Source organism: Paenibacillus qinlingensis (assembly GCF_013204845.1).
Taxonomy (GTDB): domain Bacteria; phylum Bacillota; class Bacilli; order Paenibacillales; family NBRC-103111; genus Paenibacillus_E; species Paenibacillus_E qinlingensis.
In genome coordinates, this window is the sequence record NZ_JABMKY010000004.1 from 466897 (window position 1) to 491003 (window position 24107).

The following is a 24107-nucleotide window of genomic DNA, read 5'->3' on the forward strand; positions in this document are numbered from 1 at the left end:
TCGTGAGCGTGCAGCTTGGATGAGCCGCATGGAGGAGGGCGTGTCATTTAGTCGCCGCTTGCTGATGCTGCTCAAACAGCTTGTGCCGCCATTAGTTGCTTTCGTCGTCTTTATTGGCGGATGGGAGCTGATCGCAGCCTTGACGCATGCGCCCGTATATCTCGTACCTAAACCATCGGATATCGTGAAAGCCGCCATTGAGAACAAGAGCGGGCTTTGGGTATCCGTGCGAACGACAACCTTTGAAGCTGTGCTTGGTTTTATTCTCAGTATTATCCTAGGAATAGCGGGAGCTATTCTGCTTGCCAGCTCGAAATGGATTGAGAAAAGCGTGTATCCATACGCAATTATCTTACAAACCATTCCCATTGTTGCGATTGCACCATTGATCGTGATCTGGTTTGATGCAGGTATGAATGCGATCGTAATCATTACGTTCTTAATCGGATTCTTCCCCATGCTATCCAATACTTTAATTGGACTCAATTCGACGGATCAAAATATGAGCAATTTATTCTATCTCTATAATGCCAATGGCTTTCAAACGATGTGGAAGCTTCGTATTCCGGCCGCACTTCCTTATATTGTAGCGGGGTTAAAAATTTCTTGTACCTTGTCTGTTGTCGGTGCCATTGTCGGGGAATATATTGCCGGGATTGGCGGCGGGCAAGGTGGATTAGGCTATGCTATCACGTATGCAGCTGCACGATTAAAAACGCCTTACTTGTTCGCATGTGGGTTATCTGCTTCCGCGCTGGGGATTGTTTTCTTCCTGTTGGTGAATGCCTTTGCGAAATGGCTTTTGAGCTCCTGGCATGAGTCAGAAATGAAACGTGATAATTAATCGCGTAGCGATAGTTAAGAGGTGATTGATTTGCTTGATATGGTCTATCGTCAAGTGCGTTTACTCGGTGATCACACCTTCCAAGGGCCAATAGACATCGGAGTGGCGAATGGTAAAATCGTCGCGATGGGTGAAGTTGCCGATCACGGTGAGCGAGAGGTTGACGGGACGGGGCACTTGCTGTTGCCGCCTTTCGTGGAGTCACACATTCATTTAGATACCGTGTTAACAGCAGGGCAGCCTACTTGGAATGAGAGTGGTACGCTGTTCGAAGGGATTGGCCTTTGGCAGAAACGGAAACTGACACTAACGTATGATGACGTCATGACGCGTGCAGAGAAGGTGCTTCGGATGCAAATCTCATCGGGCGTCCTTCATGTACGGTCGATGGTGGATATTTCAGATCCAAGCTTGACTGCATTAAGAGCGATACTAGCACTTCGAGAGCGTGTGAAGCCTTACATGCATGTGCAGGTTATCGCCTTTCCGCAGGATGGGATTCGTGCCTGTCCCGATAACGAACGACGGCTCGAACTTGCCTTGGAGCTAGGTGCAGACGGCATAAGTGCAGTCCCGCATCTGGAGCCTACGCGATCGGAAGGCGAAGCCTCCTTGGAAATCTGCTTCCGAATAGCGGAGAAGTACGGATGCTTCGTTCATGTATTCTGTGATGAAATGGATGATCCTCACTCCACATTCTTAGAAAATGTTGCTCATTTGGCCCTTCGTTCGGGCTTGAGAGAACGAGTCACTGCCGCACATGTGAATGCGACAGCTTACTATAGCGAAGCGTATTTTCAGAAAGTACTGGGCATCGTGGCCAGGTCGGGGATTCATATCGTATGCTGTCCGCTAATCAATAGTGCCATGCAAGGGCGATTCGATAGTAGTCCCAAAGGTCGCGGTATTGCTCGCATCAAGGAGATGTGGCTGGCCGGCATCAATGTCAGCATCGCTCATGATGATATTCGGACGCCTTTCTACCCTCTGGGTACGGGGAATATGCTACAAGCAGCACATATGGCTGCACATTTAGCCCATATGACGGGGCGCGAGGAACTAGCTGAGCTCGTTCGGATGATTACTATACGAGCTGCCCAAACATTACAACTTAAGGATTACGGTATTGCATTAGGTCTACCTGCTAGTTTCATTATGCTTTCTGGTGAGACGGCAACTGATCTTATTCGCGGGCAATCTACGTGCCGCAATGTCGTTAGTCAAGGTCAACTTATTACCGAAACCTTGCCAGCCAAAACGTTTTGGTTCACTGACAATTAAGGAGCGCTCGCCTGTTGGAATGGGGCGAGCGTTTCATTTTGTTTGTAGAATGTTTACTTTGTTAAGAAGGAAAGCACATAACCCCGTCGAATTCATTTAATGTAAATTACTGACAGTCATCGGGGGAAGGTGATTACATGCAACAATGGCTTCAAAAACATCATTTGCGATGGAAAATAGGGTTGGTTATCATGTTTGGCTTATTATTTATGGCGAATCATGGTTTTGCGGAGCAGCTCGATGATGTGAAAACGATCCCAAAATGGGAGATGAAGTGGGGGGGGCCCGATGATACAATTCAAAATATCATAACTTCTTCAGATAAAGATCAATGGATGACGTTCGAGAGCGGAGCAGAAATGCCGGATAAACCCAAAGATGTATCTATTGCTTGGGTACGTATCCAACTGCCGGAAAAGCTTCCCAAGGACTTTGGCTTGTATATCGATGGTATCTATGCTCAACAGGTATCGGTTTACATAGGCGATAGATTACTTAATGAAGTGAAATTTGACTTTCCTTACGACGAACAACGGAGTTTGCTGCCTATAAGCGCGGAGGACGGTGGGGGGAGTGTATACTTAAAGCTTCAGACAAGCATGGAGCGGTTGGGCATACATTCCGATATCCGATTGGATCATTATACCTCCTTGACACATACATTTATATTTCGCGATTTGCAGAATATCATTCTTGGGTTTGCTTTTCTATTCATTGCTGTTATTATGCTGATTTGTTCCCTCTTTCTCAAACAGAAACAACGGGCAAGCTGGATTTCACTTAGTTTAATTATTCTTACATTAGGTACGATTTTTCTTACCTACTCCCCTTTTCTTTATGCTAATTTCACACCTTTTGGTGCTTTGATTCTGAATACTTTTGATGTTTCTTTAGCCATATTTTTGCCATCACTTATTTACTTTTTCGAGAAAATATTCGATAATGGCAAGTTTAAATGGATTCGTATTTTCCGAAAATTTCAGATTGGCTATTCAGCTTTCTGTATTATTTTGATGTTATTTAATCAGCTCAATCAATTTCAGTTTATCGAAACGTATTTATTTTTCACACTGACCATGCTAAGTGTGATTATGATTTTTGAGTTTATTTTAATTATTAGTCTGTCCATTGTTTTTGTTATTCGAGGAAACAGAGAGGCTGTTATTTTCTCTTCAGGTTTCGCTATATTTGCATTGATGGGGATCTTTGATCTTATTCTTTACTATAGTAATAATCAAAAGTATCAGTTCTTCCTATGGAAATTTGGTGTGGTTGGATTTATTATTGCACTCATCGTGATATTGGGTAGGCGTTTTGCAATCAATCAGGAGCAGATGTCGAACTATTCAAAGGAATTGGAATTTTATAATCATCAGCTGCAGCTATCAGAGAAGATGGAGATGATTAGTTCCTTAGCGGCATCGGTGGCACATGAAGTCAGGAATCCCTTACAAGTTACAAGAGGGTTTTTGCAGCTTGTTGCGGCTCGAACGGATGATAAGAACAAGGAATATATGACGATAGCGATCGAAGAACTAGATCGGGCTTCGGTGATTATCACAGACTTTCTTACATTTGCGAAGCCACAGCTGGATGAAATCGTCGAATTGAATGTCAGCAAGGAAATTGGCCAAATAGAAGGAATCATTGTTCCATTAGCAACATTGAATGGCGGTCGAATTATCGTCAATGTTCCTTCTGATTTACATATTTTTGGGAATTCTTCGAAGCTAAAGCAAATTTTGATTAACATTATCAAGAATAGTATCGAAGCGTTTCAAGCGGATGGGCAAATACATATTTGGGCTTATGAGAAGAATGAAGAGGTATTCATACATATCAAGGATAATGGTGAGGGAATTGAGCCCATGCAGCTGAGGAAATTAGGCGAGCCTTACTATTCCACGAAGACGAAGGGGACGGGACTAGGGTTAATGGTGACGTTTCGGTTGATCGAGATTATGAAGGGGCATATTGAGTTTAAAAGTCAAAGATTCTTAGGTACCGAAGTAATTATACGTTTTCCAAATGTGACAATAAATTAAGAAAAGGTGTTCCGCCAATGGCGGGACACCTTTATTATATTTTACCAAACTGCTGCTTCGGCATTAGATGTAACAAGAATCTTAGCTGGATTTGTAGGGATTACTAGAACGAAATCTGTCGATGTTTCCTCAACAGCTTTAACCTTAATGTCGTCAGGAAGTGTAATGTTAAATGCTTGTTTCAGCGCTGCTTTCGGGTTGGCTAGAAGTTGTTGTTTAAAGGCTTCATCTTCCCAAGCCTTTTGAATAATTTTGGCTTTTACGCTATCATTTGTGGACATTTGTAATCACTCCTAGTCATTTGGGTAATTTTTCCTACAAAAAAATTATAACACGATCTTCTCTATTAATCTATCAAAATCTATCAGAATTAGACAAAAAATAGTAGAACCCACCAGAGACTAAAGTCGCCCTTCGTTCTTTGATTTCTTGGGCTGCTCGATGGATATTCTGTACGAGAAAATCATGGAAGGCAAGCAGTTGCTCCATACCTACAGCCAAGGATAGCAGATGCTCGTGATGAGAGTCAGCAGTCTTTCCGTAGTCGGCGAAGAAGTCATGGACATAGAGTTGCTGCTTAATCATTTCAGGGGTTAGCGTATCTATTGTCGAAAGCTGCAATTGCTTGCGGATAGATGCGATTAAGCAATTATATGATCCATCTACGAGATCCTCTTCCCAGTCGGACCAGTCATCTAACATTTGAAGTGTAACCAAGGTTTGTTCAACGGCATTGGTAACTACAGGGATGAGATGCGATTGGTTAGCAAGCAGTAGTGCTCCTGTGCTGGCATTTTTAACAGGACTAGCTTTCTTGGCAATTTGAAATTTGTCCTCGTGGAAGTAATCGGATTGTCGTTCATTCGTGACACTTTTCGACCATTCTAGGATGTAGGTCTCGTAATAGTCCCAGAAAGGGGAATTTGAAGGAAATAGGTCTCGATAAATGGTCAGAAATTGGACATGAAACAAATTTGCGAGCGGCAGCTTGCTTGCGTGTTCGCCTTTGACAGCGTCCATAATATCGTCTTGGATGAAGTAATACAGCATGACGAATACATTCGCAAGAGAAAGCTTGTTAAACGACTCCACAGGTAGCTTGCAGATGTCTTTCATCCAATAGGGAAGAAGATAACAAATATAATTCTTGCTGCTTCCTTCATGGCTTGGGTCAAACTTAGCTATATAGGCAAGGCCTAGCTGATCTAATGGCGAAGGGAACTGGTGTACAGCATCCTTAGCTTCAGTAAAAATTTGATTTAATTGATTCTTATGATCGCTTAACCAATTCATCACTCTTCAATCCCTTTCTGTTGAAGCGTATTTTCGTATTTGAGCTGTTTGCGGAAATCGTTCGGTGTGATGCCATTATACTTTTTAAATAAGCGATAGAAGTAAGAGTCGCTCGTGAAGCCTGTCTTCTCTGCGATTTCAGCAACGGATAGCGATGAGTTTAAAAGCAGATCTTTGGATTTGTTCATCCGGACATCTTGAATGACATCGGTAATGGCGACCATCGTGTGCTGTTTGTACAAACGGCTAATATAAATGGAAGACATGGCGAGCTCATCTGCAATTGAGTTAAGGGACAAGTTCTGATTCGCATAATCCCGATCAATGATGTCGTTCATCTTCTTGATTAGCTCCACATGCTTAGAGCTTCGCTTCTCATCTAACTTTTTTTGAAGCTGCTTGAATACGTCGATGAACTGGGCGTTTATTTCTTCAATGGTCTCGACGTGGGTTAGAGAAGCAACGGCAGCATCCAGGTAGAGGGGGAAGGCTAGCGCATTATTCTTGTTGATCGTCGTCAGTACATTATTAACGGTTAAGGTTAGATGTGAAATGGCTAAATGGACGACCGTGTAAGGATATAGCGATGTTTCATTCACGATGTCGGTATAGAGCAGCTCGGCTTCTTCGGAATCGCCTGTCATGAGGCAATCGACGAGTTGCTTTTCCTTCTGAGATGGAAACTTGTACTCCTTGGTGCGATACGCAATGATTTCGTCCGACCAAATGATACAGCCATGTCCTCTAAATAAACGATGATAAGAGGCCTCCAACAGCTGTTTATAGAGTTGAAAACATGATATCGCTTCGTCCTGCAGCGGGCTTACAGTAATTGAGACTGATAATTTAATGAAGGAAGAAATAGATGCTTGCATGTTTTGAAGCAACGCAGTGAAGTTAACAGGTTCGCATTTGAAATCCGATTCCTTCGCAGAGAGAAGCAAGAGAATATGATCATCTCCCATATCGATACCTTCCGCGTGAAAGGTGGAGGAGCTGATTTCGGTACCGATATTCATGATTGCATAGCGTAATAAGGTAAGTTGATCTTTGTACGTTCGAATGTTTTCTTCATATTTATCAATTTTCACCATCAGAAGCAAAGAAGGATGATCAATGGTGATTTTGGAACCGAAATAGGTTAATTTCGATTTCAGGGCTTGAGGGTGATAGGCGTCTCTGCCCAGCATAATATTTCTCAGGAAATTTTGTCGTAAAATTTGAAGGTTATCGCGTTTTTCGATTTCTAACGTTTTTAAGCTTCGAATGACCTTATCAATAGGACCGAATAATCGTTTGGACATGAAGAACGAAATAAGCAGCCCGACTAGAAGAATACTAAGCGAGATATAAATCGTTTTGAGACGCATGTCTCGGATCTCTTTTGTAATAATGGTGTAAGGGGTTGTTCGGACGTAACGCCATCCTAGGGAATCAGGGGCTGTATACGAAATTAAAGATGGATTGTCATTGACGTTATCGACCAAATAACCTGGTGAAGAAGCATTGGCGATAATTTTCTGGATGTAGCTCTTATCTGCATAATTGGAGAGTACAGGATTTGATCCATCGGTGGAGATCAGAACGCCTTCTTTATTAATAATAAATTCGTTGCTTGCCCGGTTGTTGGCGATTTTTTTCAATGATTTATTGAAGAACGATTCTGAGATATTGACGACAACAGCTGAATTCAAGGAATTATTCAAATTGATGGCATCATAGCACAAATAGGAATAAATCCCGACAGTCGTGGTTTGGAGTGAACTTACATTCGTTGACTTGAAGGTTCGTGGAATCGGTAGAAAAGGAATATAGTCCTGAAAATGATTGAGGATATCGACCATGCCAGGGTCGCCAAGATTGGCTTTTGTTTGGATGCCGCTCTGAAAGTTGTTCGAGCTGACGTAGAAAAGTTCTGAGGTTCCGTTATACACATAGATGGAATCGATAAATGGCATGGCTAGCCGATATAAATTCAATTGAGCCATGCTGCCTTGGACATCGTAAATATCTGGTTTGTCATAAAACAACAATTTACTAATCACAAAATCACGATAAATTTGAAAAGACAGGGAGGTTGCGGTCTCTGTAATGGTTCGAATTTCTTGGCTCGTTTGAAGCAAGGAGTTGGAGTCGGATTCATACACTTGTTTCAGCGCAATATTATCGAAGTTGACATAAAGAATTGTAGAGGAGACAAGCAAGGTAATGACAATGGATAAAACAATACTGAGAAGTATGTTGCGATACATAAATTTGCTCTCTTGATTTCGAAGTATCAAGCTATCCGTCCCCCCCTTTGGTAAAAAAAGTATATCCCAACTTTATTCGGCTTGCAATGGAATCGGAGGGCCTTGGGGCTGAAAAAGCACTAGAAACGCCGAATTTTCCATGAAAGTTTACATTGTGCATATGCCGTTTAGGCTGTTTTGGGTGGGTTCGTTCATAAATGTTAGCAGATATTCAGTATCCTAGTCGGAACGGTTCTGTCTATAATTCGAGTATGGCAACCGACAAGATAAACAGGACATATTAACGCAGGGAGGTTTACCAGCATGATCCGAAAGAAAGGATTTCTCTATGAGTTAAACAAAAATAAATTGTTGTTTCTCATGATAGCGCCAACATTAATTTTCTTCTTTATTAATTCGTACGTACCGATGGTTGGCATCTACTTTGCATTTACCCGGTTTGATTTTAATGGGGGACTTTTTGGAAGTCCATTTGTCGGACTAGAGAATTTTGAATTCTTATGGAAATCAGGTGTGTTATGGACGCTTACGCGGAATACAGTAGCTTACAATCTGGCATTTATCGTGTTCTTGAATGCGACAGCCATCTTTTGCGCGATCCTTTTAAGTGAAATGACTGGGAAGTTTTTCAAGAAACTTACGCAATCCGTGATGTTCTTACCTTATTTTATTTCATTTGTTCTCTTGAATGCAATCGCTTACAACATGTTCAACTATGATACTGGATTTGTAAATACGACGCTTAAATCATGGGACTCTAACCCCGTGGACATTTATAACACACCTTCTTCATGGGTTTTTCTGCTGATTATGTTCTATGTATGGAAGAATGTGGGATACACCATGGTAATCTATCTTGCCACGATAACTGGTATTAGTGATGAGTATTACGAAGCGGCTACGATTGATGGGGCGAACATCTTCCAGCGGATTTGGTACATAACAATCCCAATGCTGAAGCCAACCTTCATTATATTGCTGCTATTCGCACTGGGCAGTATTATGAAAGGTCAATTTGATCTGTTCTACCAATTAATTGGAAATAACGGCATCCTGTACAATGCGACGGACATTTTGGATACTTACGTTTTCCGCTCTTTGAAAGTTACATTTGACATCGGGATGGCGACTTCAGCTGGGTTGTTCCAGTCGATCTTCGGTTTTGTACTCATTATGACGGTGAATTATCTGATTAAAAAATCAAATGATGAATATGCACTTTTCTAGGAGGTGACCGCACTTGCGTACCAGAGGAATTGATTCCGTTACATTTAACATTATTGCCTATGTTGTCATTATCGCTTTTTCTGTGATTTGTTTGTTTCCCTTCCTTCTCATCATTTCTGGTTCCTTAACAGATAATGAATCCATTATACGAGATGGGTATCACCTCATACCGAGTGTCTTTTCATTGACAGCCTACAAGGCGGTTCTAACGTTCCCTGAAAAAGTATTAACAGCTTACGGGGTTACGATTTTTGTGACGGTGGTTGGGACCGCGCTAGGATTGTTCATGATGACGATGGCTGGCTACGTGCTGCAAAGGAAAGATTTTAAGTACCGCAATAAGCTTTCCTTCTATATTTATTTTACTACGCTTTTCGGTGGTGGCCTTGTCCCTTGGTACATCATGATGACGAAATATCTGCAGTTAACAGATACGTACGCAGCACTAATTTTCCCTGGACTCATGTCTCCTTTCCTTATTATATTAATGCGCAGTTTCATTAAGTCATCTATTCCAGAAGAGTTAACAGAGTCTTCAAAGATTGATGGAGCGAATGACTTCACGATTTATTATCGAGTCGTTCTTCCACTGGCTATGCCTGGGATTGCCACTGTTGGATTATTCCTTGCCCTACATTATTGGAACAGCTGGTTTTCGACATCGCTCTTCATTAATGATCAGAACAAATACGAGCTGCAGTATTTCTTGTATAACATCATTAACACGGCTGCTGCGGTTTCACAGTTGGGTGTCTCTACGGGAGTGACGATGAGTCAGGACATTCCATCCGAGTCTACCAAACTAGCCATGGCTATTATTGTTACCGGGCCAATTCTATTTCTGTATCCATTCGTTCAACGGTTTTTCGTTAAAGGCCTAACCATAGGCGCTGTAAAAGGTTAGAACTGTAACGGAGTTATTCCGTCAGCTAACATAGATGTTTAAACTTTTAAATTATGCACAAATAAAGGGAGGATTTACATGAAAAGTAATGCGAAAAAAATGTACAGTGTGTCAATGGCATTAGCGCTTGCCGGCTCCGTTGTTGCAGGGTGTAGCAGTTCCACATCCACAAGTTCGCCAAGTCCTTCTGCAGCCCCAGCAACAAAAGCGCCAGAAGCTTCAGTAGCAGCGGCTACAGCTAAGCCAGCAGGCATAGACACATCGAAGAAAGTTGAGTTGCAATTCTATATGTTAGGACCTGCACCGAAAGATCTTCCGGTCATTGAAGAAGAAATTAACAAACTGGCCTTAAAGGATCTGAACGCAACGGTTAAATTCAATTTCACAACGTGGACGGATTGGGATCAGAAATATAAGTTACTACTATCTTCCGGTCAAGCGGTGGATTTGATCTTCACAGCAGAGTGGACACAATATCAATCCTACGCCAAAAAAGGAGCTTTCTTAGCACTCGATGAGTTACTTCCGAAAGCAGCACCTAAATTGAATAGCTTCGTACCGAAGGACATGTGGGAAGCTGTCAAAATTGATGGCAAAATCTACACCGTTCCTGCCACATATAAAGAGTATGTAACGACAGGCTTCATCTGGCGTGAGGATCTCAGAGAGAAATTCAATTTACCGAAACCAGATTCTCTTGCAAATTTTGAAGCGTATTTAGCTGGAATTAAGAAAAATGTGCCTGATATGGTTCCTTTAGCGGCAAATAGCGATGTGAAAGGCAGTCTTTCTGATCAATACAAAAACTTAACCATCGATCCCATCGGAGCCGTTCCTTATGGCTTGAACATTGGTTATAAAACGCCTTCGGAAGTTAGCTTGTACTGGGGCTCCACAGAGCACCTGAATGAGTTGAAAGCGATGAAAAAATGGCAAGATGCTGGTTACATTACGAAAAACGTTCTGAATACGAAAGATGCTATGACGGATTTGATTACAAGTGGTAAAGCAGCAGCGAACCTAGGTGATAATCCTAGCCGCTTCAATGATCAAAAGCTGAAAATTGCTTCTACGCACCCAGATTGGAAGCTTGAGTACTACCCAGCGCCAATGATTAAAGGCCATGCAGAACCAGTTCACCCGATTCACAATGGCTTCGCGATTCCAAAAAGCAGTAAAAATGCGGAGCGTGCACTTGCTTTCTACGAAAAAATGGTAACAGACAAAACTTACAATCAATTGACCGAGTATGGTATTTTAGGCAAAAACTACACCGTTGATAATGGTTACTATACCATGATCGGTGACACGAACAGCAATGGTTTCCCTAGAGAAGCTATGCAGGGTTGGGCTTGGAGAAATCCTGAGTTTATGCTATTTGATAAAGGCTACGATGGCGTCAAAAAGATCTTCGCTGATCTGGATAAAATTGCAACTCCTGATAAATACACAGGCTTTGCAGAAGATTACACAAGTTATCAAGCTGAAAGAGCTGCATTAGAGCAAGTGGAGAAACAATATCTGTATCCTCTTGAAGCGGGTCTCGTTGCGGATGTTGAAGGCGGACTGAAAACATTTATGGAAAAAGCCAAAGTAGCAGGGCTTGATAAAATCCAAGCTGAATACAAGAAACAATGGTTGGAGTATGTGAAAAGCCAAAATATTAAATAAGTAAATTTGAAAAACGCGGATGAGCGCCCGATCGATGGGAGCCCATCCGTGTTTTGTATTGACAGTTGGGCTCTTTTTGTTTAAATTGGAAGCAAAACGATTGTTCACAATATGACGGAAGGAAAGGAAACGACGATGAGCAGCAGTGAATTTTTGAAGCTAGAGAATCAGCTTTGTTTCAGCCTATATGCGAGCTCCAGAGCGATCACTCGGATGTATCGTCCTTTTCTCGAAGAGCTTGGTATCACCTATCCGCAATACTTGGTTCTGCTTGTTCTCTGGGAGCAAAAGGAGAGCACGGTGAAGGAACTTAGTGAGAAGCTTGACTTGGATTCCGGAACATTGACTCCGATGCTCAAAAGAATGGAAGCGCAGAAATTGCTCGTTCGGAACCGTTCACAGGAAGATGAGCGGGTAGTCCTCATTCGCATCACAGATGCCGGGCTAGCCTTATATGATCAGGCGCTATGCATTCCGCAGACACTATTCGCTTCGAGTGGTTTATCACCGGAAGAAATTACGAATTTCAATGCGCAATTGAAACGGATTATCACAAGCGTTAATGCCTCCATGTGAGGAGCATCATGGGGATTCTCGACGAATTGAGGCTATGTAATGAACTATTTCGTGTATATTCTAATCAATAATATTGTTCCGATTTGTATTATGATCGCGATTGGCGTGAGCATGTATCGCGCCTTTCAAATTGATATTCGTACACTCTCGAAGCTGAATTTCTATGTATTCTCGCCAGCGCTTGTTTTTGTAAAGCTGTATGAATCCGAAATGAGTCTTTCGATCCTCATGCAGGTGCTCTTATTTTTTGTCATATTCTTTAGCCTTTTATTTGCGATTATTGAAGTGATTATCCGCATTCAGAAGATGCAGCGCGGCATGCGGATTGCCATGCGCAATAGCGTTATTTTCTACAATAGCGCTAACTATGCGTTGCCACTCAATCAAACCGTATTCGGCGGCAACGCCTATACACTAGCTATCCAGATCGTTATTATGATTATGCAGACGCTCATCCCTAATACATACGGGATTTACACGTTAAATGCACATAAGGCTACTTGGAAAGCAACTATGAAAACGATTCTCTCGTTACCTGTCATTTATGCTATTCCAATAGCACTCTTACTGCGTTATTATCATGTGCCAGTGCCAGCCTCGATCAACCTTCCATTGAACTACATCGCAAATGCCTTTATGGCCACAGCGCTGTTGACATTAGGCGTACAGCTTGGCGCAATGAAATGGACGTTTCAATTCTCGAATGTATTGTTATCGAATATGCTGCGTTTGGCGATAGGTCCGTTGTTAGGCTTTCTTGTCGTGTGGATGTTAGGGATCGAAGGCTTGACCGCAAAGGCGTTAATTCTGTCCTGCGCAGTTCCTACTTCATTAAGTAGTGTACTCCTTGCCATTGAGTATGAGAATGAAGCCGAGTTTTCTTCGCAGGCGGTCTTTACATCGACACTTTTCAGCATGTTTACGATACCAATTGTCATCTATTTGTTGGATTTTATTTGAACATTGTGGGGAATCATGAAACTAGCAGGAATATCGACAATTTTCGGCGAATGGGTATATATACCTAAATACATCCAATTCGAGGAGGATTTTTAACGATGAGATACCAATTTTGCCAGTACGTCACGATTGTCGATATGAATGATGAGATTATGTCCGAGGTCATATTTGAACATGGGGAATTTGAATCCAATGCGGTCTCGATAGGTTCTTCCGTTCTGATTCATCAGCTAGGTTTGAAACAGTTTGACGTTGTCTATGACAAGCGTGAAGGAAAGACGATTCGTTATAAAATTGAAGATATTGAAGTGAATTTAATCGAGCAGCCTACCGTTACGCGTGTTTTCTTAGAGCCTGTTCGTTTAATTGTAGGTCAACATGATATTGGTGAAGTCGAGTAGTTCATCACAGCAAGGAAAGGAAATGTAGTCTTATGATGAAATTGTTTTTGATTCTTGGAAGCTTGAATGCTTTCCTGTCTGTCGCTTTAGGTGCGTTCGGTGCCCATATTCTAAAAGCGAAAATTCCCGATAAGATCGATGTGTTTCAAACAGGCGTTCATTATCACATGATCCACGCGATTGCTCTACTCGTGATCGCACTGCTCTCGGATAAGCTAGGAAACACTTCGTTGGTGAATGCCTCAGGATGGGCAATCTTCATCGGTATTATCTTGTTCTCTGGCAGTTTGTATGGATTAAGCTTGACTGGCATTAAAGCATTTGGACCTATAACTCCGCTAGGTGGATTAAGCTTCCTTGTTGGTTGGACCCTGTTAGCCATTGCAGCGTTTAAATTAAATTAGTCCAAAGAGCCGGAGAAATCTGGCTCTTTTTCGCATTTCATGTCATGTTAGCAGGAAATGGCACAACCTTTGTAGAAAGTAAACAAGGAATGGAAATATGCGCGTGATTACTTTATATCAATTGGGAGCTAGGATCGGACATCTACGAAAAGCTACCCAATCGAACATAGCACGATAGAAGGAGGCGAGTTCGTGAACAATCGGCTCTTTATTGGCGTATATGTCGTCGGAGCCATATGCGTTAGCATTTTCGTGAAGCCGTACGCCCCATGGATTTGTCTCTTGGGTGCACTCGCATTGCTTTACGTATTGCATGCTAAGAAATCGCTGCGACAACCGCAGATCCCCAAAGAACTCCCGAGAGATCATGCGTATCTAAGTGTACTGGATTCGCTATTTGAACATAATCCCAATGCAATCGGGATTTTTAATGATGAAGGCAAATTCATTCGAATGAATCAAGCCGTAGAATCGATTCTAGGATACTCGGTCACAGACCTGATACATCAACCTTTTACGGACATAGTAACGGAAGAACAGTTGGAGCAAACCGAGTGGCAACTGCAGCAAAGTCGCAACGGAATTCCATATACCTTTGATACGTCGGTGCTTCATCAGCGCGGTTATCGCGTGGATTTGCACGTAACAGCGGTTCCGGTCGATATCCATCACCATTCCAAAGGTAATATTCTGATTTGTCAGGATGTTACGGAACGTAAACGTGGGGATGAGCAAGTCCGATATATGGCCTATTACGATGATATGACAGGTCTTCCGAATCGCCGGTTATTTAAAGATCATCTGAACGAACGACTTCGTCTATGCAAAGAAGATGGACATAAGGTCGCTGTGTTTTATTTGGATATTGATCGCTTCAAACTGGTGAATGATGGATTTGGACATGACTATGGCAACATGCTGCTGCTTCAGCTCGCAGAGCGATTCACACGCTGTTTGACCCCTGAAGATTTCCTTGCGCGTACGGAAGGCGATGAATTTGCCTTTTTCTATTCCAATGTAGAAAATGTAAACGATGTGATGACCGTCATTGCCGAAATCATTCGTGTCTTGGAGAAGCCCTTCCTCCTTGAACAATATGAGCTGCATGTCACGGCAAGCATTGGTGTTGCCATTTCCTCGGAAGATACAGATGAGGCTGACCTATTGATGAAATATGCGGATATTGCATTAGCCAGGGCCAAAGAGAAGGGGCGCAACGATTTTCAGATTTTTAATTCGGATATGAAATCTGTTTCGATAAATCGTTTGAGGCTGGAGAATGAACTTCGCAGAGCGTTAGTTAATGAAGAATTCGTACTGTACTACCAACCTCAAGTGGATATTGGATCGGGGCGAATTGTTGGTGTAGAAGCTTTAATTCGGTGGAATCACCCCGACAAGGGAATGGTTATGCCCAGTTATTTTATTCCATTAGCTGAAGAAAGTGGATTAATCGTACCGATTGGCGAGTGGGTGCTCCGCGCAGCTTGTAAGCAGAATAAAACATGGCAGTCTGACGGGTTTGCCCCTATTCCGATCTCCGTGAATTTATCGATGAGACAGTTTTTTCAGCATAATCTGAAAGGCAAAATAAGACATGTTCTTGAGCAGACTGAGCTGGATCCGCAATATTTGGAGTTGGAAATTACGGAAAGTATGACGATGGATGTGGATCATGCCATTCAATCGCTACTTGAATTGAAAGAGCTTGGTGTGAATGTGAGTATCGACGATTTCGGTACTGGTTATAGCTCTCTTTATTATTTGAAGAAATTTCCGATTGATAAGCTGAAGATTGACCGCTCTTTCGTACGCGATATCATGGTTGATCCGAATGATGCAGCCATTGTTGCGACCATTATAGCCATGACGCACCATTTGAATCTGAAGGTTATTGCGGAGGGTGTAGAGACAGAAGATCAATTGAAATTCTTATATCAGAATCGATGCAATGAAGTCCAAGGCTATTGGTTTAGTCCTCCTGTTGATCGTTTAGAGCTGGAGCATATGCTCAGACATGGAATTTCTGTTGCAGCAGCGACAAGTGAATAGAAAAAAGGTACCCTCGCGATCGTTCGCAAAGGTACCTTTATTCAATTTGTTGCCACGTAGTCATCAATTTCATTTAACTTGAACAGGTAAACCTTCTTCTCATCAACATGATAGACCGTCACATTCTGGCTGCTTGGGTCAAAATTAAGGATTCGACAAGGGAGGTTCAGTTTAATTCCTTGCGCTTTAATCACCGTCAAACGAATCAAGGTATTGTTCGTCTTGAAACTCTCTAACTGCTCAACGATGTGCTTCGCAGCTTCAGTTGAGTTCGTTCTGCTAGCCGTTGTTGGCGCAGGTATGACAGGTTTTTTATTTGTATGTAAGGAAGCGGGACTTCCTTGTTTCGTGTTCAATTCAATAAGTTGACCGAGCTGGATACCTTTAAGGATTTGATAATCTTTAATGGTGTCTACATTTAACAAATGAAGGAGCTTTTCCATTGCTAGGCCATTGGTTTGATCTTCAATTAAAATCTCTACGGTGAATAAATGTCCATTCTTCGGACTTGTGTTTGAATCCCGTTGGTTCATCATAGCCTCCTAACTGCACTGAAATCGCACTCATCTTAACTATATCATGATATCATTAGCAAATGTAGCCTCGTTTTCAAGCAGAAAAAATAAATCATTGTTTGGGAGTACCACATTGGATGATAATACAGCGAGAGAAGATTTAAGATTAAAATTGATGGAGGCAGAAGCCATTCTCAAAGAAGCAGAAGAGGAATATGCTTTATTTGTAAGGCAATTACAGGTGTATGAAGATGTTATTAAACAACAGAAAGAAAAAATTCGCCTGATTAAAGCAACATCCCAGTTCCATCTTCAGTAAACCGGTAAGAATACCGCATGAAGGAAGGTTGCGCTATGAAATGGATCGTGCTTGTTATCATCCTATTGAGTGTGCTTCTTTTTGTTTATAGACTTACGTTTAAATTTAGAGACAAGGTAGAGACGACGAAGATTATACAAATGTCCTTATATGGGAAGCGAGTATCCAAAGTGAACAAGCAAATGTGTTCGTTTTGTCGTAAAAAAGATAGGAAACTGAGCTTTTATTCAGACGAGCAAGGAAGAGTTGTTGGCGTTTGTCCCCTATGTAGACCTCAAGCCGAGAGGCGAGCTTTAATGAGGTTATGAATAGAAAAACACACAGAATCTTTACAGTGACCTCACACCGTACTAGCCGCAGGCGCATATACTACCGTAAGACTGCGAAGAGGAGCTGTGCAGAGCATGATGCGCGTAGAACCCATTCTTCTTGAAGGACATACAGCAATCGCGATAGAGGTTAAATTGCCGAAAACGACCTTGCTAGTGGTGACAACGGATAAAGGTTATATTATGTGTGGCGCCCTCGATGTGGCGCTGCTCAACGAGCGACTAAGTGACAGGAATATTGTAGCGGCGCGAGCTACCGGGGTTCGAACGATCGAGGAGCTTTTGGAAGCACCGCTTGAATCAGTAACCTATACGGCGGAAGACCTGGGCATTGTAGCCGGGATGACAGGACGAGAAGCGATACTTAAAATGATGTAAGACAGTTTACGGCAAGCTCGAGCGCTTGGGTCTCTAAGACCTAAGCGCTTTTTGCATCATGCAAAATGACAAAAGAAAGCAGGTCAACTGTGCACAGGAATGAAAATGCATAAAAACGCAGACTTCCTGCAATTTCCTTGCCCTTTTTGTGCATAAAGGTGTTGTTATTTTATTGACCAAGTGTTAATATATGATTCGTCCATTACATAGAACGGGGGAAAAATAATGAAAAAATTAATGATTTCTGTGGTAGCAGCAGCTTTAGTATTAACAATGGCAGGTTGTGGCTCGAAAGATAGCGGTGGCACCAAAGTTAAATTTGCAACAGATGCAGCGTATGCACCGATGGAATATATGGATAAAGACAAGGTAGCTGGTTTTGATATTGACTTCCTTGCTGAAGTTATGAAAGAAGCAGGTCTATCTTATAGCGTTACTAACACGGGTTGGGACACAATGTTGACGAGCGTTCAACAAGGTAAAGAGTATCAAGCGGGTATTTCCAGCGTATCTATTACAGATGAACGTAAACAAACGTATGATTATACAGCTCCTTACTTCGAGTCGACGAACATGATTCTTGTTAAAGAAGGCAGCCCGATCAAAAGTGCAGTTGATTTGAAAGATAAAAAAGTAGCGGTTCAAATTTCGACTACGGCGGATACGCTTATGACGAAAATCATGGGTGGCGATAACAAGTCTCTGAAACGTATGGATAATAACACGCTTGCTCTAATGGAACTTGAGAGTAACGGTGTTGACGCGGTTGTTGCGGATATTGCTATTATTCGTGAGTATGTTAAAAATAATCCAAACAAAAAATTCGTTTCGATCGCTGACGCGAAAAACTTCGAATCCGAGTACTATGGTATCTTGCTTCCAAAAGGCAGCGACCTGAAAGCGAAGCTGGATCCAGCGATTAAAAAAGTAATCGAGAACGGCAAGTATGCGACTGTGTACAAAAAATGGTTCGGTCAAGAACCGGATACGAAGAAATTGCTCGATCAAAAATAAAAAGTTCAAAAGCATGCGTGACTTAACCTAACGCATGCTTTTCTTCTGTAAGTAGCAGAATAATTAAAGGAAAGGAAGTGTGGAATGGATTTTCGTTTTGATATCATTCTTGATTATGTCCCCTTGCTGCTAAAAGGTACGCTGTGGACAATTGGTATTTCCATTCTCTCCATCTGTTTCGGGTCTGTACTGGGGCTGGCAGTTGGTTTAGGAAAAATGTCACACCGCGGCTATTTGAGATGGCCGACAAGTATATATGTTAACTTCTTCCGCGGCACACCGTTGCTGGTTCAAATATTGCTTGTTCACTTTGGCGTAGTGCCCTTATTCTTAGGGTCCACCAACCCAATCATCGCATCGATTGTTGCCCTATCATTGAATTCAGCGGGGTATATGGCGGAGATTTTCCGAGCAGGTATTCAATCCATTGATAAAGGCCAGACCGAAGCCGCACATTCTCTGGGCATGACGCATTTCCAAACGATGAAATCGGTCATTTTACCGCAAGCAATCAAACGGATGATTCCGCCTTTCGGGAATGAATTTATCGTCCTCATCAAGGATTCCTCGTTGTTCGCCATTATCGCGGCGCCTGAGTTAATGTATTGGTCGAATGCGATGCGCAGCCAATATTTCAAAGTGTGGGAGCCGTATTTGACAGCTGCACTCATTTATTTCATTCTTACTTACTCTCTTAGCAAGCTTCTTGGCTATATCGAAAGGAGAGTATAATATGACGGCTTTAATTGAAGTAAAGAACTTGAAAAAAGCGTTCGGAGATAACGTTGTTCTTCGCGACATCAGTACACAAATTAAGCACCAGGAGGTGCTGGTTGTGATTGGCCCTTCCGGTTCAGGAAAATCTACGTTCTTGAGATGCTTGAACTTACTGGAACAGCCTAATGGTGGAACGATCACGATTGATGGTCGTAATCTCATGGACCCTGCAAACAAAATTAATGAAATCCGCATGGAATTAGGTATGGTTTTTCAACGGTTTCACTTATTCCCGCATATGAAGGTTATTGATAATATTATGCTTGCGCCAATTCAGGTACGGAAATGGCCGGAGGATCAAGCACGGAAGAAAGCCTTGGAGCTCTTGGCTAAGGTTGGACTCGCAGACAAAGCTAACGCGCTTCCGGATTCTTTATCCGGCGGTCAAGCGCAGCGTGTTGCGATTGCACGTGCACTTGCGATGGAGCCGAAGATTATGTTGTTCGATGAACCGACTTCTGCATTGGATCCCGAAATGGTTGGTGAAGTACTCAACGTTATGAAACAGTTGGCCAAAGAAGGCATGACGATGGTTGTCGTGACGCATGAAATGGGCTTCGCGCGTGAAGTTGGCGATCGTGTCATGTTCATGGAGCAGGGTGTTATTGTCGAGGAAGGCAGCCCGAAACAAATTTTCGAGGCGCCGACACAGGAGCGTACGAAATCGTTTTTGTCCAAAGTACTATAGGGTTATATACAAGGAGGCTCGCGCTTAGCGCGGGCTTTTTTTGCTAATTGGCGATATATAAACAACCATTAGTATGTGGTAGCGGGGGAATGGAACTCTGTGTGGGGATCGCTCTCACACGCATCCCTCTCGCACGCTTCCCTGCCATACTCATCGCCCTCAATAGTGTGCGTGATGCTGGGCGGGGGATTCTGTGTTTCCAGCAAATAAATGGATTTTCTGTAGTTAATTTTATGAATTTTTCGATAAAACAGAGAATAGATGGAAAATCTGTAGTTAATTTTGACCATTTTACTCGATCTGAGCAAAAGAGGCGGTATTACCTACATTTTTACAGTTAAATCGAATTTGCAGGGGATTTTCTCGATAATAACTGTATAATTTCCAGTTAATGTAACTGTGGGGCACATAGAGCCCCCGAAGCCCCAAGCCCCAAGCCCCGAACCCCGAACCCCGAACCCCGAACCCCGAACCCCGAACCCCCAGCCTCTCCCAAACAGTATCGTTCATCAACAACATCAGCGCCAAGTAACCAGACATCATTTTGAAAAGCGCTATCATTTGTGGGACACAGTCTAATATCAATTTGAGCAAAAAATGAAACTGCAAAAATTTCCAATATGCTATGATAGAAATTAAGTTCATTCAGATATCTATCCACTTGAAAATGAAAGGTGACATATGCCATCGTTGTTCTCTCACCTCACGAATAGAGTCCAATTTCGTGTGTTTCTCTATGTATTTCTGGCGATTTCCTTGCCATTAGGGCTTGTGCTGTATGTGGGCTATCAGCAGTTCTCCTCTTATTTGGATAGAACGGTCATGCATGCCGTTGATGTACAACATGATCAAATGATCACGGGATTACAACAGGAATTACGTTATTCAGCGGAAATGACACATCGACATGCAACGGATTATGCGCTTATTGCTTTTGCTAAACTCAAAGATTCAACTTCACAGGATGCCAAAGAACTGAATTCCTATGTGAATAACTTGCTATCCGAGCAGACTGTGCACTCTCGTTACATCGAGCAGGTTTGTCTGACGGTTCAGTCAACCAACAGAACACTATGCGCTCATACGGGGGAAACAAATGGCGCACTCGTTACACAAGTGAAACGTACAAACAAACGATTTGAGCCGTTAGGAGAAGAATCTAGTCGATATAACGCCTATCTAATGACCTATTCAGAGTCCATAATGGACAGTTCAAGTACGCAAGAGCTTGGTAAGCTTACCATTTGGCTGAATATGAATAAGGTTTGGAAGGAGTTTACTGTTAAGAGCCCAACACATACCTATATATTGATGGATCCAGAACAACGGGTGCTGTATCGAGAAGGTGTTTACACAGGTGATTTACATGGAGCAGGTCAGCAAGTTGGCAACGTGAATAGGGATGGGGCCATGATTCATTCGGTGAAACAAATGGAGGTTATCGGAAATATTTCGTGGCAATCGTATTATGAAGCGCCTTTGCCCGTAGATCGTCTAGATGTATTTGCTAATTACCGTACTTGGCTCGTTGTCCTGATTGTTTTCGTTATCGCACTTAGTGTAGGGGGAGTACTCCTCTTTATCAACGCTGTGACGAAGCCGCTTTATGTTCTGAAAGCATTAATGAACCGTGCAGAGCGAGGCGATCTGAGGGCCTATTGGACGTTCAAAAGCTCTGATGACTGGACGCAAGTAGGCGAAAGCTATAATCAGATGTTGAATCGATTGGAAGATTTAATTAAGCAGGTGAAGCGGGAGGAATCCCTGAAAAAAGAAGCCGAAATGGAAGCACTTCATTATCAATTGAACCCCCACTTCCTCTACAATACATTGAATACGATCAAATGGGTGGCCAAAATTCATAAGACACCTCAGATCTCAGAGGTGGTTAGTGCGTTAGTTCGCCTTTTGCAAGCTAGCTTAGGTAAAAAAGGAGATTTTATCACCTTGCGTGATGAAATCGGCCTGACGCATGATTACATGGAAATTCAGAGGTTTCGTTATGGGGATCGCATTGGGATTGACATGCAAGTAGATGACATCACATTAGGTTGTTTAGTTCCCAGAATGCTCTTGCAACCATTGGTGGAGAATGCGATTATTCACGGTATTGGTCCAACCAAGCGTGAGGGTACCATTACGATTCGGACATGGTTAGATCGCGATCTATTATTTTGCCAAGTGGAAGATAATGGGGTTGGGATGCAGGTCGGCGAGGGCGCCTCAGCTTGGGAGGCGATGGTTGCAACTGGAACTGGAGATGCGCAGGCTAATCGTATGCTGAAGGAGCGCATGAGCGGTGTGGGGATTTCGCATATTCGAGAGAAAATAAAGCTGATTTATGGACCCGAGTACAAAATGCATATTAGCAGTAAACCCGGTGAAGGAACCACGGTTCGCATGTTTCTTCCCATTCATCAAGGTGAGGAGTGAAGCGTACATGAATGTGCTTGTGGTGGATGATGAACCTATCATTCGGCAAGGTTTGCGTGAGTTGGTAGATTGGGAACAGTATGGCTTTACTTATGCAGGTGATGCTGAGGATGGTTTAGAGGCATATGAGCTCATTGATACCTTGCAGATCGACATCGTCATCACAGATCTTATTATGCCACGCATGGATGGTTTAGCGTTAATTCGAAAGCTCAAAGAATGCGCAAGACCGATAAGTGCTGTGGTCCTGAGCTGTATGGATGACTTCACTTATGTCAAAGAAGCGATGAAGCTGGGAGCCAAAGATTATATTCTGAAACCAACGATGGAGCCCGAATCGTTAATGGACATCATGGTAGGTGTTAAGCGCGATCTGGAAATACAACGGAATGAGCGAAGGGAGCAGGGGATGCGAGAGCTGGAGCTCGCCTCTAGCCTGCAGATGCAGCTTTCGAGCCGACTGCAGGCGTATCTGCAGTCGGGGGTTGGCGAAGCGGAGCTGCAGGCTGAGCTATTTGGCGCGGCACCAGGCCGCTCGAGGGCAGACGCAGCGGCGACCAGCCTAGTCAGCCTGCTGCTGCACACCGGCGCAGGCGCAGGCGCCACGGCTGCCGCAGGCTGGCGCTGGACCGGCTGCCTCGCGGCGCTGCCGCTGGCCGCGGACAGCGTGCTGCTGCTCATGCCGGCAGCAGCCGCAGCCACAGCCGGCGATGCCCTCGCCGCTGCCGCAGCGCTCGAGCGCGCTGCGCAGGTCCGGCTCGCAACCGCGCCGGACTGGTTCATTGGAGCCGGCGTCGTCATACGCCGGCTCGAGGAGGTGCAGCCAGCTGCGGCGCTCCACGCGCAGCAGCTGCATGAGCGATTCTACGGCATGAGCCGGAATCGCCGAATGGTGCTTGCGCCGGAGGCCGCAAGCAAGCCAACCGCAGCGTTGCCGTACGACATACGCAGCGATCTGCTGCGCTGTATCGTGCACGATAACAGCGAGGGGTATCTGCATCACGCGGACGTTCTCTGCGCGAGACTGAGAGAGCAGCGCCCCGAGAAGGATAAGGTGCTGCCATTTATCCAAGAACTGCTGGCGTTGGCCGCGGGATATGCCCGCGAACGCGGCTATGCGGATATTGATCGCTATGAAGAGCTGTTCGTGCATAACAAAGTGACGAGCTATTGTGTCAGCTTCGAACAGGTGAGCGAGCTTGTGCGGCAAGCGATGAGCATGCTCATGGCGAACAAATTGGCTGCTCTAGGGAACGATCAGAAGCATCGCTCCACCAATCCGTTTATTCGAAAGGTGCTGGCCTATATGCAAGAGCAGTATGCTTCGCCGATCAGTACATCGGACATGGCTGATCATGTCAGGCTCAGCCGCAGCTATTTAAGTGATTTATATAGTAAAGAAATGGGAGAATCGCTGAGTGAAACGCTGACTCGAATCCGTATAGAAGAAGCGAAGCGAAAGCTGCGAACAGGCGAAATGAAAGTATATGAAGTAGCAGATGCCGTAGGCTTTCCTGATGCCAAAACATTCGCCAAGACGTTTAAGCGTGTTGTCGGTTGTTCACCGAAAGAGTTCGAGAAGCCGAATTAAGCCGGTACAGTATTTTCCCTAAGTTAGTATGGACTCGCAAAAAAGAACAAACAGACACCTTTTCGAACAAAGGCAGTCTGTTTATTTGTTATGTAAAGGTTTACATTTAAAGGGAAGATGTAGGATTAGCATAAAGATGAGGTGTTCACTTTG

General features: G+C 43.4%; 22 protein-coding genes. 18 read left to right on the forward strand and 4 right to left on the reverse strand.

Going from position 1 to position 24107, the window contains the following annotated elements; all coding sequences use genetic code 11:
- The first annotated feature begins 28 nt into the window (after positions 1-28).
- The 3 genes from HQN88_RS11580 to HQN88_RS11590 all read left to right on the forward strand — a co-directional run bounded on the left by HQN88_RS11580 (position 29) and on the right by HQN88_RS11590 (position 4170).
- On the forward strand, positions 29-844 hold the full coding sequence (locus HQN88_RS11580; RefSeq protein ID WP_246320194.1) for an ABC transporter permease: 816 nt from the start codon (positions 29-31) through the stop codon (positions 842-844).
- A gap of 39 nt (positions 845-883) precedes the next feature.
- On the forward strand, positions 884-2125 hold the full coding sequence (locus tag HQN88_RS11585) for an amidohydrolase family protein (RefSeq protein WP_173111628.1): 1242 nt from the start codon (positions 884-886) through the stop codon (positions 2123-2125).
- A gap of 137 nt (positions 2126-2262) precedes the next feature.
- Positions 2263-4170 carry a sensor histidine kinase gene (locus HQN88_RS11590; RefSeq protein ID WP_173111265.1) on the forward strand — a complete coding sequence of 636 codons (1908 nt, stop codon included), beginning with the start codon at positions 2263-2265 and terminating at the stop codon, positions 4168-4170.
- Between the two features lie 41 nt (positions 4171-4211).
- Here HQN88_RS11590 and HQN88_RS11595 read toward each other — a convergent pair whose 3' ends face one another.
- From HQN88_RS11595 to HQN88_RS11605, 3 genes are all read right to left on the reverse strand, one after another.
- On the reverse strand, positions 4212-4451 hold the full coding sequence (locus tag HQN88_RS11595; protein ID WP_173111268.1) for an NHLP leader peptide family RiPP precursor: 240 nt from the start codon (positions 4449-4451) through the stop codon (positions 4212-4214).
- Between the two features lie 73 nt (positions 4452-4524).
- The gene (locus HQN88_RS11600; protein WP_173111271.1) at positions 4525-5463 is read right to left on the reverse strand and encodes a hypothetical protein; all 939 of its coding nucleotides are present in this window, start codon (positions 5461-5463) and stop codon (positions 4525-4527) included.
- Positions 5463-7745 carry an AraC family transcriptional regulator gene (locus tag HQN88_RS11605; RefSeq protein WP_173111274.1) on the reverse strand — a complete coding sequence of 761 codons (2283 nt, stop codon included), beginning with the start codon at positions 7743-7745 and terminating at the stop codon, positions 5463-5465. The genes HQN88_RS11600 and HQN88_RS11605 overlap by 1 nt, the downstream gene beginning before the upstream one ends.
- A gap of 273 nt (positions 7746-8018) precedes the next feature.
- Here HQN88_RS11605 and HQN88_RS11610 point away from each other — a divergent pair, with 273 nt between their 5' ends.
- The 8 genes from HQN88_RS11610 (at position 8019) to HQN88_RS11645 (ending at position 15910) form a co-directional block, all read left to right on the forward strand.
- Positions 8019-8942 (forward strand): ABC transporter permease, encoded by a 924-nt coding sequence (locus tag HQN88_RS11610; protein ID WP_173111277.1) that lies wholly within the window; start codon positions 8019-8021, stop codon positions 8940-8942.
- A gap of 13 nt (positions 8943-8955) precedes the next feature.
- Entirely contained in the window at positions 8956-9846 is an 891-nt protein-coding gene (locus HQN88_RS11615) for a carbohydrate ABC transporter permease (RefSeq protein WP_173111281.1), read from the forward strand.
- 72 nt (positions 9847-9918) lie between these two features.
- The gene (locus tag HQN88_RS11620) at positions 9919-11517 is read left to right on the forward strand and encodes an extracellular solute-binding protein (protein WP_420794149.1); all 1599 of its coding nucleotides are present in this window, start codon (positions 9919-9921) and stop codon (positions 11515-11517) included.
- 111 nt (positions 11518-11628) lie between these two features.
- Positions 11629-12093: a MarR family winged helix-turn-helix transcriptional regulator gene (locus HQN88_RS11625; RefSeq protein WP_274318807.1), complete on the forward strand. Its 465-nt coding sequence runs from the start codon at positions 11629-11631 to the stop codon at positions 12091-12093.
- A gap of 39 nt (positions 12094-12132) precedes the next feature.
- Positions 12133-13053 (forward strand): AEC family transporter, encoded by a 921-nt coding sequence (locus tag HQN88_RS11630; protein ID WP_173111284.1) that lies wholly within the window; start codon positions 12133-12135, stop codon positions 13051-13053.
- A 98-nt stretch (positions 13054-13151) separates the two neighbouring features.
- Entirely contained in the window at positions 13152-13454 is a 303-nt protein-coding gene (locus HQN88_RS11635) for a hypothetical protein (protein WP_171638030.1), read from the forward strand.
- Between the two features lie 35 nt (positions 13455-13489).
- Positions 13490-13858: a DUF423 domain-containing protein gene (locus HQN88_RS11640; protein WP_173111637.1), complete on the forward strand. Its 369-nt coding sequence runs from the start codon at positions 13490-13492 to the stop codon at positions 13856-13858.
- A 192-nt stretch (positions 13859-14050) separates the two neighbouring features.
- On the forward strand, positions 14051-15910 hold the full coding sequence (locus HQN88_RS11645; RefSeq protein ID WP_274318806.1) for a putative bifunctional diguanylate cyclase/phosphodiesterase: 1860 nt from the start codon (positions 14051-14053) through the stop codon (positions 15908-15910).
- A gap of 41 nt (positions 15911-15951) precedes the next feature.
- Here HQN88_RS11645 and HQN88_RS11650 read toward each other — a convergent pair whose 3' ends face one another.
- Complete coding sequence (locus HQN88_RS11650; protein WP_246320171.1) at positions 15952-16446, reverse strand: hypothetical protein; 495 nt, start codon at positions 16444-16446, stop codon at positions 15952-15954.
- A 112-nt stretch (positions 16447-16558) separates the two neighbouring features.
- Between HQN88_RS11650 and HQN88_RS11655 the strand changes: the two genes are divergently transcribed.
- From HQN88_RS11655 to HQN88_RS11685, 7 genes are all read left to right on the forward strand, one after another.
- A complete protein-coding gene (locus tag HQN88_RS11655; RefSeq protein ID WP_173111287.1) occupies positions 16559-16744 on the forward strand; it encodes a hypothetical protein in 186 nt (61 codons plus the stop codon).
- Between the two features lie 404 nt (positions 16745-17148).
- Entirely contained in the window at positions 17149-17451 is a 303-nt protein-coding gene (locus tag HQN88_RS11660) for a YunC family protein (protein WP_056624253.1), read from the forward strand.
- A 225-nt stretch (positions 17452-17676) separates the two neighbouring features.
- A complete protein-coding gene (locus HQN88_RS11665; RefSeq protein ID WP_173111290.1) occupies positions 17677-18465 on the forward strand; it encodes a basic amino acid ABC transporter substrate-binding protein in 789 nt (262 codons plus the stop codon).
- An 84-nt stretch (positions 18466-18549) separates the two neighbouring features.
- The gene (locus tag HQN88_RS11670; protein WP_056624247.1) at positions 18550-19197 is read left to right on the forward strand and encodes an amino acid ABC transporter permease; all 648 of its coding nucleotides are present in this window, start codon (positions 18550-18552) and stop codon (positions 19195-19197) included.
- 1 nt (position 19198) lies between these two features.
- Positions 19199-19930: an amino acid ABC transporter ATP-binding protein gene (locus HQN88_RS11675; RefSeq protein WP_173111293.1), complete on the forward strand. Its 732-nt coding sequence runs from the start codon at positions 19199-19201 to the stop codon at positions 19928-19930.
- A gap of 681 nt (positions 19931-20611) precedes the next feature.
- Positions 20612-22363, forward strand: coding sequence for a sensor histidine kinase (locus HQN88_RS11680; RefSeq protein WP_173111296.1), 1752 nt, complete (start codon positions 20612-20614; stop codon positions 22361-22363).
- 7 nt (positions 22364-22370) lie between these two features.
- On the forward strand, positions 22371-23954 hold the full coding sequence (locus tag HQN88_RS11685; RefSeq protein ID WP_173111298.1) for a response regulator: 1584 nt from the start codon (positions 22371-22373) through the stop codon (positions 23952-23954).
- Positions 23955-24107 lie beyond the last annotated feature (153 nt).

Coding starts and splice junctions, on each gene's coding strand:
- HQN88_RS11580 (WP_246320194.1), top strand. CDS start 29: ATGGAGGAGGGCGTGTCATTTAGTCGCCGCTTGCTGATGCTGCTCAAA.
- HQN88_RS11585 (WP_173111628.1), top strand. CDS start 884: ATGGTCTATCGTCAAGTGCGTTTACTCGGTGATCACACCTTCCAAGGG.
- HQN88_RS11590 (WP_173111265.1), top strand. CDS start 2,263: ATGCAACAATGGCTTCAAAAACATCATTTGCGATGGAAAATAGGGTTG.
- HQN88_RS11595 (WP_173111268.1), bottom strand. CDS start 4,451: ATGTCCACAAATGATAGCGTAAAAGCCAAAATTATTCAAAAGGCTTGG.
- HQN88_RS11600 (WP_173111271.1), bottom strand. CDS start 5,463: ATGAATTGGTTAAGCGATCATAAGAATCAATTAAATCAAATTTTTACT.
- HQN88_RS11610 (WP_173111277.1), top strand. CDS start 8,019: ATGATCCGAAAGAAAGGATTTCTCTATGAGTTAAACAAAAATAAATTG.
- HQN88_RS11625 (WP_274318807.1), top strand. CDS start 11,629: ATGACGGAAGGAAAGGAAACGACGATGAGCAGCAGTGAATTTTTGAAG.
- HQN88_RS11630 (WP_173111284.1), top strand. CDS start 12,133: ATGAACTATTTCGTGTATATTCTAATCAATAATATTGTTCCGATTTGT.
- HQN88_RS11635 (WP_171638030.1), top strand. CDS start 13,152: ATGAGATACCAATTTTGCCAGTACGTCACGATTGTCGATATGAATGAT.
- HQN88_RS11640 (WP_173111637.1), top strand. CDS start 13,490: ATGAAATTGTTTTTGATTCTTGGAAGCTTGAATGCTTTCCTGTCTGTC.
- HQN88_RS11650 (WP_246320171.1), bottom strand. CDS start 16,446: ATGATGAACCAACGGGATTCAAACACAAGTCCGAAGAATGGACATTTA.
- HQN88_RS11660 (WP_056624253.1), top strand. CDS start 17,149: ATGATGCGCGTAGAACCCATTCTTCTTGAAGGACATACAGCAATCGCG.
- HQN88_RS11665 (WP_173111290.1), top strand. CDS start 17,677: ATGAAAAAATTAATGATTTCTGTGGTAGCAGCAGCTTTAGTATTAACA.
- HQN88_RS11670 (WP_056624247.1), top strand. CDS start 18,550: ATGGATTTTCGTTTTGATATCATTCTTGATTATGTCCCCTTGCTGCTA.
- HQN88_RS11675 (WP_173111293.1), top strand. CDS start 19,199: ATGACGGCTTTAATTGAAGTAAAGAACTTGAAAAAAGCGTTCGGAGAT.
- HQN88_RS11680 (WP_173111296.1), top strand. CDS start 20,612: ATGCCATCGTTGTTCTCTCACCTCACGAATAGAGTCCAATTTCGTGTG.
- HQN88_RS11685 (WP_173111298.1), top strand. CDS start 22,371: ATGAATGTGCTTGTGGTGGATGATGAACCTATCATTCGGCAAGGTTTG.